This window comes from Nocardia sp. NPDC050799, from assembly GCF_040654015.1.
Lineage (GTDB): Bacteria > Actinomycetota > Actinomycetes > Mycobacteriales > Mycobacteriaceae > Nocardia.
In genome coordinates this window covers 46970-59746 of sequence record NZ_JBFAHF010000024.1, presented here as the reverse complement: position 1 = coordinate 59746, position 12777 = coordinate 46970, and the positions used below count along the sequence as shown (strand labels likewise).

At 68.1% G+C, this 12777-nt stretch carries 12 protein-coding genes and 2 pseudogenes; 10 read left to right on the top strand and 4 right to left on the bottom strand.

Annotated elements, in window-relative coordinates:
• Positions 1-300: 300 nt before the first annotated feature.
• The 3 genes from AB0H42_RS23540 to AB0H42_RS23530 are packed head-to-tail and all read left to right on the top strand — an operon-like array spanning position 301 to position 2503.
• A complete protein-coding gene (locus AB0H42_RS23540; protein WP_357059183.1) occupies positions 301-804 on the top strand; it encodes a flavin reductase family protein in 504 nt (167 codons plus the stop codon).
• Positions 805-820: 16 nt separating this feature from the next.
• Positions 821-1354 carry a nuclear transport factor 2 family protein gene (locus tag AB0H42_RS23535; protein WP_357059180.1) on the top strand — a complete coding sequence of 178 codons (534 nt, stop codon included), beginning with the start codon at positions 821-823 and terminating at the stop codon, positions 1352-1354.
• A gap of 6 nt (positions 1355-1360) precedes the next feature.
• Positions 1361-2503, top strand: a complete 1143-nt coding sequence (locus AB0H42_RS23530; protein WP_357059177.1) for a 12-oxophytodienoate reductase — start codon at positions 1361-1363, stop codon at positions 2501-2503.
• A 138-nt stretch (positions 2504-2641) separates the two neighbouring features.
• On the opposite strand, the gene AB0H42_RS23525 is transcribed toward AB0H42_RS23530, so the two are convergent.
• Positions 2642-3127: a nuclear transport factor 2 family protein gene (locus tag AB0H42_RS23525; RefSeq protein ID WP_357059175.1), complete on the bottom strand. Its 486-nt coding sequence runs from the start codon at positions 3125-3127 to the stop codon at positions 2642-2644.
• Positions 3128-3375: 248 nt separating this feature from the next.
• On the opposite strand from AB0H42_RS23525, the pseudogene AB0H42_RS23520 reads away from it, so the two are divergent.
• From AB0H42_RS23520 to AB0H42_RS23500, 5 genes and pseudogenes are all read left to right on the top strand, one after another.
• Positions 3376-4547 (top strand): annotated as a pseudogene (locus tag AB0H42_RS23520) (acyl-CoA dehydrogenase family protein).
• A 28-nt stretch (positions 4548-4575) separates the two neighbouring features.
• Entirely contained in the window at positions 4576-5502 is a 927-nt protein-coding gene (gene bphC / locus AB0H42_RS23515) for a biphenyl-2,3-diol 1,2-dioxygenase (RefSeq protein ID WP_357059173.1), read from the top strand.
• Positions 5503-5683: 181 nt separating this feature from the next.
• Positions 5684-6337 carry a helix-turn-helix domain-containing protein gene (locus AB0H42_RS23510; protein WP_357059170.1) on the top strand — a complete coding sequence of 218 codons (654 nt, stop codon included), beginning with the start codon at positions 5684-5686 and terminating at the stop codon, positions 6335-6337.
• Between the two features lie 162 nt (positions 6338-6499).
• On the top strand, positions 6500-7252 hold the full coding sequence (locus tag AB0H42_RS23505; protein WP_357059167.1) for an IclR family transcriptional regulator: 753 nt from the start codon (positions 6500-6502) through the stop codon (positions 7250-7252).
• Positions 7253-7390: 138 nt separating this feature from the next.
• Complete coding sequence (locus tag AB0H42_RS23500; RefSeq protein ID WP_357059306.1) at positions 7391-8020, top strand: TetR/AcrR family transcriptional regulator; 630 nt, start codon at positions 7391-7393, stop codon at positions 8018-8020.
• Here AB0H42_RS23500 and AB0H42_RS23495 read toward each other — a convergent pair.
• From AB0H42_RS23495 to AB0H42_RS23485, 3 genes and pseudogenes are all read right to left on the bottom strand, one after another.
• Positions 8003-9138, bottom strand: a pseudogene (locus AB0H42_RS23495) (Rieske 2Fe-2S domain-containing protein). The gene AB0H42_RS23500 and the pseudogene AB0H42_RS23495 sit on opposite strands and share 18 nt — an antisense overlap.
• A 49-nt stretch (positions 9139-9187) precedes the next feature.
• Positions 9188-9355, bottom strand: coding sequence for a hypothetical protein (locus AB0H42_RS23490; RefSeq protein ID WP_357059165.1), 168 nt, complete (start codon positions 9353-9355; stop codon positions 9188-9190).
• 177 nt (positions 9356-9532) lie between these two features.
• Positions 9533-10087: a TetR/AcrR family transcriptional regulator gene (locus tag AB0H42_RS23485; RefSeq protein WP_357059162.1), complete on the bottom strand. Its 555-nt coding sequence runs from the start codon at positions 10085-10087 to the stop codon at positions 9533-9535.
• A 99-nt stretch (positions 10088-10186) separates the two neighbouring features.
• On the opposite strand from AB0H42_RS23485, the gene AB0H42_RS23480 reads away from it, so the two are divergent.
• Positions 10187-10633, top strand: coding sequence for an SPW repeat protein (locus AB0H42_RS23480; RefSeq protein ID WP_357059159.1), 447 nt, complete (start codon positions 10187-10189; stop codon positions 10631-10633).
• 408 nt (positions 10634-11041) lie between these two features.
• Positions 11042-12745: a bifunctional 3'-5' exonuclease/DNA polymerase gene (locus AB0H42_RS23475; RefSeq protein WP_357059156.1), complete on the top strand. Its 1704-nt coding sequence runs from the start codon at positions 11042-11044 to the stop codon at positions 12743-12745.
• Positions 12746-12777 lie beyond the last annotated feature (32 nt).

Sequence of the window (12777 nt, the reverse complement as noted above, 5' to 3'; positions counted from 1 at the left end):
TCGATCCGCGCCCGGTAGGGCGCGTCGGCGTCGGCGAGCGCTGGCCGCGGACGCCGTGCGGCCGGAATGCTCCGCGGCTGCGCTTGTCGCCCGGGTCGGTGCTCATGAGGCGGAGGTGCCAGGCGGCGGGCGTGCCCCCCACAGCACCGCTTCCGATGAGCGAGAAAGCGGATGCTCCTCGTCCGGCAAAGGCTTCCACTGAGCGAGAGGAGGGTGGGGTCCGGCCCCGGCCGGCCATACGCTCGCAGCGTCGACGCAGTCGGAGCTTGCGACCGCACAACGGAAACGGAGGTAGCTCGGATGACCATGGAGTCGGTGTCGCCGGCCGCGATGCGCAGCGCATTGAGCCAATTCGCCAGCGGGGTGACCGTGGTGACGGGGAGCGACGAACAGGGCCCGGTCGGGTTCGCCTGCCAATCGTTCGCGTCGGTCTCGCTCGACCCGCCGCTCATCCTCTTCTGTGCCGATCACCGGGGCCGTTCCTGGCCGCGCATCCGCACGTCCGGATTTTTCACCGTCAATGTGCTCAACGAGGAGCAGGCCGACCTGTGCGCGCGGTTCGGCTCGCGCGACGGGCGCAAGTTCGACGGACTCGACTGCGAGACCTCGAAGTGGTCGACTCCATCGTTGCCCGGTGTGCTCATGCGGGTGCACGCCGAGGTGTCCGAGGTGCACCGGGCCGGAGATCACGATGTGGTGATCGGCCGGGTGCTGGAGCTGGAAACCGTCGCCCGGAAAGGTCCGATGATCTTCTTCCGGGGCAAGTTCGGAATCGATCCGCGCGCAGATCTGCTCAGCGCCTAGAAAGGTGTGCTCAGCCATGTCGGAACCTACGTCGAATCATCTTCCGCCCGGCCTCTCGGCCGCTGCGGCCGTGCTGGCGACAGAAGAGATCAAACGCGTCTTCGCGGCCCGTCTGCGGTATATGGACACCAAGCAGTGGCACAGGTACGCCGGACTGCACACCGAGGACGTGATCAGTGAGACCTGGGGCGGCCTCCCCGGCGATAAACAACCCCGCAGCGGCGGCACCACGAACCGCGTGGTCGGCAACCAGGTCCTGGCCGATACGATCCGTGCCCTGCTCGACGGCCCGGTGCCGGTGACCACGGTGCATCACGGGCACACCCCGGAGATCGAGCTGACCTCGGCCACCACCGCCCGCGGTGTCTGGGCGATGGAAGACCTGCTCTGGTGGTCCGACGGCGACGCGGAACTGCACCTGCACGGATACGGCCACTACCACGAGGAATACCGCAAGGTGGCAGGGCGGTGGCTGATCGGCTACCGCAAGCTCACCCGCCTGCGGGTCGACGCCCCGCCGGACTTCTTCCGCTTCATGAAAGCCCTGTGACATACGATGACCGATCACCATGCCGCCCTGTTCCGGCCGCTGACCATCCGCTCCCTGGCACTGCCGAACCGGATCGTCATGTCCGCGATGACCCGTTCGGCCTCGCCCGCCGGCATACCCGGCCCCGAGGTCGCCCGGTACTACCGGCGTCGTGCCGCCGGCGGAACCGGCCTGATCATCACCGAGGGCGTCGCTATCGAACACCCCGCCGCGGTCGACAACCCGCGGGTGCCCCGGATGTACGGCGAGGCCGCGCTGGCCGGGTGGCGGACCGTGGTCGACGAGGTGCACGCGGCAGGCGGCCGGATCGTTCCACAGCTCTGGCACGTCGGACCACTCTGGGGCGCGATGGGTGCGGTCGACCCGGCGATCACGCCGATGCGGCCGTCCGGACGGTGGGGGACCGTGGGCATCACGTCCTATCCCGACGACTATGTCGCGCGTGCCGCCCGGCTCACCCGGCCGATGACCGAGGACGATATCGCCGAGGTCGTCGCGGCCTTCGCGGCCGCCGCGGTCAACGCGGCCGAACTCGGCTTCGACGGTATCGCACTGCACGGTGGCCACGGCTATCTGCTGGATTCGTTCCTCTGGCCCGACACCAACATCCGTGCCGACCGGTGGGGCGGTGATCCATCGGCGCGCAGCCGGTTTCCCGTCCGGGTGGTCGAGGCCGTCCGCGGCGCCGTCGGCGACGAGCTGCCCATCTTCTTCCGCTTCTCCCAGCACAAACAGCAGGACTACACCGCACGCATCGCCGAGACGCCCGACGAACTGCAGGTGATCCTGGGATCGCTCGCCGATGCCGGGGTGGACGTCTTCGATGCCAGCATCCGGCGCTTCGATCTACCGGCGTTCGAGGGCAGTGACCTGTCGCTGGCCGGATGGGCCAAGGAACTCACGGGCGCGCACGCCATGGCGGTGGGCAGCGTCGGCCTCGGAAAGCCGCTGCGCGACAGCCGGATCGAGGGCACCGCGGAAGTGGTCGACAATATCGGCGAGGCGGAGCGCCGCCTCGAGACCGGTGAGTTCGACCTGATCGCGATCGGGCGCATGCATCTCGCCGATCCGGCGCTGGCGACGACTCTGCGCACCGGCTCGCCGCTGACGCCGTTCGACCGCGCAGTCCACGAAGGCAACCTGCACTGACCCACCGCCGCCCGGGCCGGCGCCCGGGCGGCGAACCCCGACGCCGAGCCCGCCGGTGCCGATGTTCGCGGCTCCCATGTCGGCCATCGCCTTCAGCGCGTCCTCGAGAATCTGCTGTACCGCTGCCCGGCGGCCGGCTCAACGGCCGGCGCGGCCCAGCAGGTCCCGCGCAGCGGCACTGCCGTCCAGCAGTCGCGCGGTGCGGCGCCGAATCAGCCACGTGCCGTCGGTGCGGACGAGTTCGAAGCGGTTGGCGGTGACCCGCCACACCCGGAACGAATCCTGCCCGGCGTCGCGGCGCAGCAGCAGCGAATGACAGGTCGCCACCGCGGTGTCGCCGTCGACCCGGATGTGTACGGGATCGAGCAGGTGCCCGCAGCCTTCGTGGATGTAGTCCTGATGCGGCGCGGTGCGCACCATCTCGGTGATCGCGTCGCGTCCTTCCATCACCCGGATGTCGATGTCGTATACGGCGTCCTCGGCCCACAACCGGCCGACAGCGTCGGCGTCACCGGCGTCGACGGCGGGGCCGTAGGCGGTGAGCACCTCGTGGACAGCGGCTTTGTCCTCGAGGGCCCGCACCCGGTCGAGCAGGGCGGCCACCAGATCTGCGGTGTCGGTCATATCGGTCCTCTCCGAGCCTCCGGGCACCTGTGTAGGCGGCCCGGTCTCCTGTCTACCGACATCGTCAGCGGCGGACCTCGAGCCTTCCGCTCAACGGAAACCCGGGTGTGCCGTCACCTCGTCGCTGCCATGTTTGTCAGATCGAGCCCCGCGTGCCGCGCGGGCCGAACAGTTCGTCCCCGACCGGTTCCGCTGCGGAACACCGGTTTTCCCGGCCCTCGGCGGGCCGCTTCCCAGGAGAGTCGTATATGGGCCAGGTATTGGACAGCATCATGGCGCACGCGGAGGAGATCCGCGCCGGAGCCGCGGAAGGCGAGGCGTTGATGCGGCTGCCCGACGCGACCGCGAGACATCTGCGTGACTCGGGCATCGTGCGTATGTTCCAGCCGAAGGAGTACGGCGGTGCGGAAGGTCATCCCCGCGAGGCCGCCGAAGCCGTCATGGCCCTCGGCGCCCTCGACGGCGCCGCGGGCTGGGTAGCGGGCATCGTCGGTGTGCACCCGTGGGAACTGGCCTTCTTCGATCCCCGGGCGCAGGAGGAGATCTGGGGTGTGGACAACGATATGTGGATGGCTCGCCGTACGCGCCGATGGGCATCGCGGTCCCGGTCGAGGGTGGATATATCCTCAACGGCCGCTGGTCGTTCTCCTCGGGCACCGATCACTGCGGCTGGATCATGATCGGCGCCGCCGTCGGCGACACGGACGGCAACCGCACCGGCGCGGTACTGCACGTGGTGCTGCCGCGCTCGGACTACCGGATCGACCACGACAGCTGGAATGTGCTCGGCCTGCGTGGCACCGGTTCGAAGGATTTGATCGTGGAGGATGCCTTCCTTCCGGAGCATCGCACGATCGACGCCGATATCGTGCTCAGCGGTAACGGCTGGCGGCACGCGGGCCGCGACGAGACGCTGTACCGGTTCCCGTTCTCGTGCCTCTTCCCGCTGGGTATCACCTCGGCGCTGATCGGGATGACCGAGGGCGCGCTCGCCTGCTACATCGCGGCGCAGCGGGAGCGCGTCCAGGTCACCGGCGTGCCCATCAAAGAAGATCCCTATGTCTTGTTCGCCGTCAGCGAGGCGGCGTCGGAGATCTCCGCGGCCCGCCTCGCCCTGCTCGAGACGGTCGACCGGTTCTGGGACAAGACCGAGCGCGGCGCGGAAATCGGGTTCGAGGAACGCGCGATCGGCCGGCGCACCCAGATCTCCGCGGCGTGGCGCGCGGTGCGGGCGATGGACGAGGTCTTCGCCCGGGCCGGTGGTGCGGCGGTGCATCTGAAGACGCCGATGCAGCGGTTCTGGCGCGATGCCCATGTCGGCCTCACCCATGCCATTCATGTACCGGGCACGACCTACCACGCGGCGGCACTCGCGCAGCTGGGTGGTGACCCGCAGGGTCCGTACCGCGCAATGATCTGACACCCCTTTACTTTTCGAGGACGAAACAATGACCGAACCCCCCAGAACAGAACTCCGCGGTCTCGGGTATCTCCGGGTCCAGAGCCAGGACGTCGCGCGCTGGCGCGAGCTGCTCATCGACGGCCTCGGCATGGCCGTCGGCTCCGGTCCCGACCGGGATGGGCTGTACGCCCGCATCGACGAACGCCGCGCCCGCATCGCCGTCCTGCCCGGCGAATCCGACAGGGCACTGGCCGTGGGCTGGGAAGTGCGCGACGAGTTCGCGCTCCAGCGGGTGCGCGAAGCCGTGGAAGAGTCCGGACACACCGTCGAGGTGCTGTCACGGAAGGAATGCGCGTATCTGGACGTGGAGCAGGCCATCGCGTTCGGCGATCCGGCCGGGACGCGCCTCGAGGTGTTCTTCGGCCCGGTCCTCGACCACAGCCCGCTGGTGACTCCGTTCGCCGGACGATGGGTGACCGGGGAGCACGGCCTGGGCCATGTGGTGCTGCCCTCCGCGAAGTTCGCCGAATCGTACGACTTCTACACCCGGGTACTGGGTTTCCTGCCCCGGGGTTCGATCCGGTTGGACGACGAGGGGCTGAGCCGGGTGCGGTTCCTCGGTATCAATCGGCGCCATCACAGCCTCGCGCTGTGCCCGGCCCCGCCGACGTCCGAACCGGGGCTGGTGCACCTGATGACCGAGGTCGACACTCTCGACGCGGTCGGCCGGGCACTGGATCGGGTGAACCGGCAGAAGTTCTCGATCTCCTCCACGCTGGGCAGGCACACGAACGACAAGATGATCTCGTTCTACGTCCGCGCCCCTGGCGGATGGGATCTCGAGTTCGGTACCGACGGCATGCTCGTGGACGAGCGCTACTACACGTCCGAGGAGATCACCGCGGACGCGTACTGGGGTCATGATCAGTCGGGCGCCGAGCCGTTGAAAGCGTTCATCCCGACGGTCGGCTGAACCGCGCACGGCCCACCGGCCCGGACCGGAAGAGCACCGCGACGACTGTCGCGGTGCTCTTCCGCGTTGTTGCCTCCCTCTGGGTGAAAGGTCTTCTGGAGGCCCCGTCGCCGCGCCGGTATCATTTTCATTGATTGTTTGATCAATCAATGAATATGCCATCTCGCTGCCGGAGTTGCCCGTGACCGCTGTAGACGACCGATCCCAGACCGTTATGGGGCGGGTCCTTCTGTTGCTCGAACCTTTCCGCGAATGCGAGACCCTGACGCTCACCGAGCTGGCCGAGCGCGCGGGCTTTCCCCGGTCGTCTGCCCATCGGTTGCTGTCGCAGCTCGTGGAGGTCGGCTGGCTGCGCCGGAACGGCACCGCCTATCGCCTCGGTCCGAAGCTGGTGGAGCTCGGCTCCGAGGCGCGTCGGCACGACCGGATGTACCAGGCCGCCGCCCCGACGATGTACCAGTTGCGCAAACGCACCGGAATGGCCGTTCAGCTGACTGTTCTCAACGGTGACGACCTGCTGTTTCTCGAAGTGATCGGTGGCCGATGGGCGGCTTCGGCGCTGTGTACCCGCGTCGGGCAGCGCCGTCCGGCGCTGGGGACCGTCGAGGGTGCCGCTCTGTTGGCGCTGCATGACGGGTGTGGGTTCACGATCCGGGACCGTGTCGTGCCAGGCCGTGCGGGGGAACGGGTGCGTTGCGTCGCGCTCGCCTTCGAGGCCGGGCGGCAGGAGGCCGCCGCGCTCTCGCTGGCCGGCCCGGCGGGGCGGACTCCGGCGGGCGCCGTGCGCGACCTCACCGCGGCCGCCGACGTGGTGATATCGCGGCTCTCCCTCTGAGGCGGCCCTGTCGTCTCGGCTGCTGCGATCGTGGGATCGAGACCGCTGACGCCGAGTCTTTCGACCTACGGCACACCCCTGTTATCGTCACCTCGGCCATTGATTGATCGCTTGATCGATGGCTTGCGGCCGCGACGCGGCCTGCGCCCCGATGGAGGTTCAATGAAGAACAGCGACGATTTCTCCCCGGCCGTCATCGACCGGGTCGCGACTCTGCTCGACGAGTTCCGCGACGGCGCCGAACTCACGCTGTCCCAGCTGTCCGGCCGGACCGGCCTGCCGCGCTCTTCCGCGCACCGGATGCTCTCCCGGCTCGTCGAGTTGGGGTGGGTGAGCAGGCGCGGCCGGATGTACGGGCTGAGTCGCCAAATATTCGAGTGGGGCGCCCTCGCGCAGCAGCACGACCGCCTGCACCGGGCTGCGCATCCAATCCTGCACGAACTCCACGAGACGAGCGGACTGATCGTCCATCTGGCCGTTCTCGACGGCACCGACGTGCGCTACCTCGACAAGGTCGGCTTCGGGCGGATCGTCCTCCCCTCGCGTATAGGCGGACGGCAGCCGGCCGGGCGCACCGCGCTGGGCAAGGCGCTTATCGCCCATGCCGCCGTGGATCGGGTCGCCGCATATGCGGCGACCGCGTCTCCGGCATCCAGGGGAACACAGGCGCTACCGCGCCATGAGATCGCCCGCATCCGTCAGCAGCGCGTGGCCTACGAACGCGAGGAATGCGTCGCGGGCGTCGCCTGTGTGGCCGCCCCGATCGGCAACAGCCGGACCTGTGTGGGGGCCGTCTCGGTGACCGGCCCGGTCGGCAGTATGGACTTCGTATCTCTGGCGATCTCGGTCCGGTCGGCGGCGCATGCGATCTGGCGAGACCACGACGAGTGCGACTCGGTGCGCCGCGCGGTGTGATCGGTGCTCAGCGAACGAGTGCCCGCCCGCATGACCACCCCTGGAGAGAACCTCGGGACCCATTGACCGTTTGATCAATGGAGTGTGACAGAATCGGCCGATCAGGCAAGTGGCGCCCGAATCCGACAGGGGATGACCGTGGACCCGCAGGAACGCAGAAAGCTGATTCTCGACCGCTCGGCCGAGATCTTCGCCCGCAAGGGGATTTCCGCGACGACCATCCGTGAGATCGGCGATGCGGTGGGGGTGTACTCGGGCGCGCTCTATCACTACTTCCCGTCCAAGGAAGCGATCGTCACCGAACTCATCCGCGAGTACATCGAGGACCTGGCGGCGCGCTGCAAGGCTGTGCTGGCGCGGGATCTGCCGCCGATCGAACGTCTCGAGGCGCTCACCGAGGTCGCGCTGGCGACCAGCGAGCAATACCACGGCGCCACGGCGATCTGGCGCCGCGAAAGCGAATACATGCGGGAACGGGTGGTGGAGGCCGATATGTCGGCGACCGCCGACATCATGCAGGTCGCCTGGCGTGAAGCCATCAGGGAGGGAGTGGAGGCCGGCGCGCTGCGCGGCGATATCGATCCCGAGGCATTCCGGGAACTTCTCTACGACGCGGTCTGGCACGCCTCCCGCTGGTTCCGGCCGGATGCGCAGCACTCCCTGTCCGGCCTCGCCCGCACCGTGATCGCGGTATTCGTCGAGGGGATGCGTCTCCGCTCCACCCCTGTCGGGGCGGAGCGGACGGCGACGTCACTCGCCGGAAGCTGACAGGTTCCCCGCCACTTCCTTGTGCCACGATTCGAGCGCGCGGCCGGTGTCGACCTCGAACTCGAAGCGTTGCGTCATCTCCGGAGTGACGTCTTCGAGGTCGACATAGAACTGGCTGTACCACCGGCGAAGCTGGTATACGGGGCCGTCCTCTTCGGTGAGCAGCGGATTCTCGATGCGTGTCTTGTGTTTCCAGATCTCGATGTCCTGCTTGAACTGCTCTTCGAGCCCATCGGTGAACAGCGTGGCCATCTCCGCGGTCTGCTCCGGGGTCATCCGTCGATCTTCTTGACGATCGTGCCGAACTGGAGGACGAACGAGTTCGAGCCGACCGGGTAGTGACAGTTGATGAGCTTGGACTCGACGGTGGTGCCCTCGGCGACGGTGTAGATCGTGTCGAGCATGAAGGAGGGACCGTAGTAGAACGCGTCCGAAATGGTCTGTGCTTCCGGGAGGTCCATCTGCACACCGGTTTTGATGTCGTCACGACCGTAGGAGCGCATATGCTGTCCGGCGATGTGACCGTCGAAGACGTTCTTGAAGTACTCCGGCATCTGGTAGTGCACATAGAAGAAATGCGCCATGTCGACGACATTGTCGACGATCTCGCGGCAGTGCGACCCCTCGACCCGGATCGTTGTCCAGGTCCAGTCGCTCCACAGCCCGTCCTCGTATCCCTCGATCTCCGGGATCGCCTGCTCGGCGGGCGGTGCGGAACCCTGCGGGCAATGCCAGACCAGCAGAATGCCGTTGCGCTCCATTGTGGTCCAGGTGCGCGTGCGGGCGACCTTGGGCGTGCGACGAGCGTAGGGGACCGATTCGCACCGGCCCTTGCCGTTCCAGCGCCAGTCGTGGAACGGGCAGGCGATGGTATCGCCCTTGATCTCACCGCGCGCCAGGTTGCCGCCCATATGCCTGCAGTAGGCGTCGAGCACATGGAGCTCGCCGGTGGAGTCGGCGAATACCACGACTTCGGTACCGAAGACTTCGATCTGGTGCGGCTTGCCGTCCCGGAAATCCTTCGCCAGGCCGAGGCAGTGCCAGCCGCGCGCGAAACGCGCCGGGTTCGTTCCGGTATCGATGGTGCGGATCTCGATCCGCTCTTGTGCGGTGGTCATGAATTCTCCAGTGATGTGTGGGTGGATCCGGATTGGACGTGAACTGTGGTCACCGAAGCGTGCGCCGGTCGTTCCCGGCGGCAAGGGGCGCGACAGCCGGCTCGGACCGCGTGGTCGTCGCGATGTCGCCGCGGGCCACCGCGTCGTCGACCGTGCGGTCGAGGGATGCGCAGCGCAGCAGGTAGCCGCCACGGCCGGCCCCTGTCGGGGCGGCCATTTCCCGGCATGTGCGCGAGGCCTCGGCGGTCCATTGAATGCTCGTGTGAGCGGGGCTGTACTTCGCGACGGGCACACGAGCGGCACAGGTGTGACAGGCGAGCGGCTGCAATTTCCCGGATCCCTTCCTCGGATGAGTCGAGGCTAGGAACCCGGCTGTGGCGGAGGCCACAGGAATTCAGTCCAGCGGAACAGCGCCGGCGGTGAGCACGGACAGCACCCGCTCACTCCAGTCGTCCCGGACGCTGCCGCTGCGCGCGATCTCCGCGAGATAGGCGCCGACGATCATGTCCAGGATGGTTTCGACATCGAGGTCCGATCGCGGTGCCTTCGCCGCGAGCGCTCGGCTCAGCGCCTCGGACAGTCGATGGCGATGCTGTACGAGCAGCGTGCGGATCACGGTGGTGAATTCCGGATCGTCGTCGGTGAGCAGTGCGGCCACACCTCCTGGTCCGATACTCGCGTCGACGACGTGCAGGGATTGTTCGACAACCCAGCGCAGCACTGCCGGCAAGGTCGCGGAATCCGGGGGTGACTCCGGCTCGGCGATCGAACTCAGCGAAGAGGTGAGCATTTCGCCGCGATTGCTGTATCGGCGGTAGATCGTCGTCTTCGCCACCCCCGACAGCGCGGCGACCGCCTCGACGGTGACTGCTTTCGGCCCTTTGGCGCGTAGCAATTCCAATGTCGCGGTGGTGATCCGTTCGTCACGGGGTGCCGGCGCCTCGGCCATCGGGTCTCCTTTGCCTCTGTGTTCGGTACCTCACAACGCGCCCATCATGCCAACCGATGTCGCTACGCTACGTGTATCGTAGCGATTAGGAGGTATGACATGAGGAAACCGGACAGGAACTCGATCGTCGGATGGGGTGCGATGGCGCTGGGGCTGGCGACCGCGGCGACCCCGGTATGGATCGATACGACCGCGGCGGCGGCCGGTCTCACACTCGGGCTGGGTGCGCTGACCGTCATCTACGCGATGTGGTCCCTACTCGCCCGAAATCCTACGAAGGATCACTGGACCCTCTCGGTGATCGGGCTGATGCTGTTCATCTCGCCCTGGGTGGGCGGGTTCGCCGCCGAGGGCGCGGGATGGGTGGCGTGGACGACCGGTCTGCTCCTCGCCCTGCTGGCGGGCACGGCCTACGTGAGCGACGAGGCCGGCAACGTTGCCGAGGCCGTTCGGGTCGACGAGCTGGTGACGTACCGACTGCGGCAGATCCGGCACCACGAGATCGCCGGCGCCGGCCGCAGTAACCGATCAGGTAGTGCTGCCTGAACACCGATGGTTCGAGCCCCCGGGCCCGTTCCCGGGACCGGGAGGGCGCCGGGTCGGGGCCTGTGCTGCGGAGTCGCAGGCACCTCCGGGGAGATGCCGCGGCCCGTCGCGTGGATCCGGGAGTCCGCAGGAGCCGTGAGCGGATCGGCGTCTCCGTCGCACGTCGTGGTTTCACCTCGGCCAGGCCCGCGAAGGTTACGCCCACCTGGCCGCCGGTATCCGGGCCGGTCGTGTCGAACTTCCTCTGGGATGAGGAGGACTCCGGACAGCGCGGTGCCGATCCGGTCTTCGTAGGATGCCGGCACCGCGGGGTTCCGTGGCGTGTGTCGTGGTACCGAAGCATGTGCTGACCGGCTTCGGTCGGCGCGCCGGTGGACCGTCATGCGACACGAGGGACCGTCGCCGTGGATGTCGGACCCTGGTGCCAGACTCGGGGATGTGCGGTGGGCGGTGGCGGAGTCGGGTGACGGGGGCGCGTATCTGTGTCCACTCGATCCGGCCGGCCGGCCCGCCGCCGCGGTGGTCCACGAGCCTTCGCTCGCCGCGGCGGTGCGGTCACGCCCCGACGTCGAGCGGTGGGTGTGGCGGTCCACCGCCGAGATCCATCGATCCTTGTCGGCGGCCGGTGTGCGGGTCGAGCGCTGCTACGACGTGGAGGCCGCGGAGGCGCTGCTGATCGGGTACGAGGAGGGGCAGTCGGGTCAACCCCGTTCACTGGCGGCCGCGTGGGCCCGGCTGCACCACCTGCCCGTTCCGCCGGACGCCCCGGCGCGCGCCGCCGAGAGCCAGCCGTCGTTGTTCGAGTCGGGCCCGGTTCCGCTGCCGTCCGGCACCGACGAATTCACTGCCTTGGTGGAGGTCTACGCGGGTCAGCTCGCCCGGACCGCGGCCACCGCGCATTCCGAACGCATGCGGTTGCTGCTCGCCGCCGAATCGGCGGGCATGCTGGTCGCCGCGGAGATGTCGCGGTCGGGCATCCCGTGGCGCGCGGACGTGCACCGCGAATTGCTGGACACGCTGCTGGGGGAGCGGTTTCCGGGCGGGGCGGAACCACGCCGGCTGGCGGAGCTGGCCGAGGAAGTGTCGCGGGCCTTCGGAGCGGGAGTGCGGGTCCGTCCGGACCTGCCCAACGACATCATCAGGGCATTCTCCCGCGCCGGAATTCTGTTGTCCTCCACGCGTAAATGGGAGATCCAGCGCATCGACCATCCCGCGGTGGTGCCCCTGCTGGCCTATAAATCGCTGTACCGCTTGTATACCGCCCACGGCTGGTCCTGGCTCGAACAGTGGGTACACGGCGGCCGATTCCGTCCCGAATATCTGCCCGGTGGCACGGTGACCGGCCGTTGGACCACCAATGGTGGTGGCGCCTTGCAGATCCCGAAAGTGGTCCGCCGGGCGATCCGTGCCGACCCGGGCTGGACACTGGTCGTGGCCGACGCCGACCAGATGGAGCCGCGGATACTGGCCGCCGTCTCGCGCGATCCGGGGTTGATGGAGGTGGCCGGCCGGGATGCGGATCTGTACGCGGATCTCGCCGCCCGGGGCTTCGGCGGCGACCGCGCGCAAGCCAAACTCGCCCTGCTGGGCGCCATCTACGGCCAGACCTCCGGCGATGCCCTGACCCACCTGGCCGGTCTGCGCCGGCGATATCCGGCCGCGGTGGCCTATGTCGACGATGCGGCGCGAGCCGGTGAGGAGGGCCGTCTGGTCCGCACCTGGCTGGGGCGGACGTGCCCGCCGGTATCGGTCGTGCCACCGGACCAGGAGGAACTGTCCCGGGAGAACTCCGGTGAGTACCGCAGCACCTCGGCGGCGCGCGCCCGGGGCCGCTTCACGCGTAACTTCGTCGTGCAGGGCAGCGGCGCCGATTGGGCCCTCTTGGTCCTGGCGGGTCTGCGTCATGCGATATTTCGTGCCGGGCTCCGTGCCGAGCTGGTGTTCTTCCAGCACGACGAGGTGATCGTGCACTGTCCGGCGGAGGAGGCGTCGCAGGTCGCCGAAATGATCACCACCGCGGCCGATACCGCGGGCCGGCTGGCTTTCGGGCCGACACCGGTGCGGTTCCCCTTCACCACGGCAGTGGTGGAATGCTACGGAGATGCGAAGTAGGCCTCCGTCTCGACGATGCCGAACGGCGGATC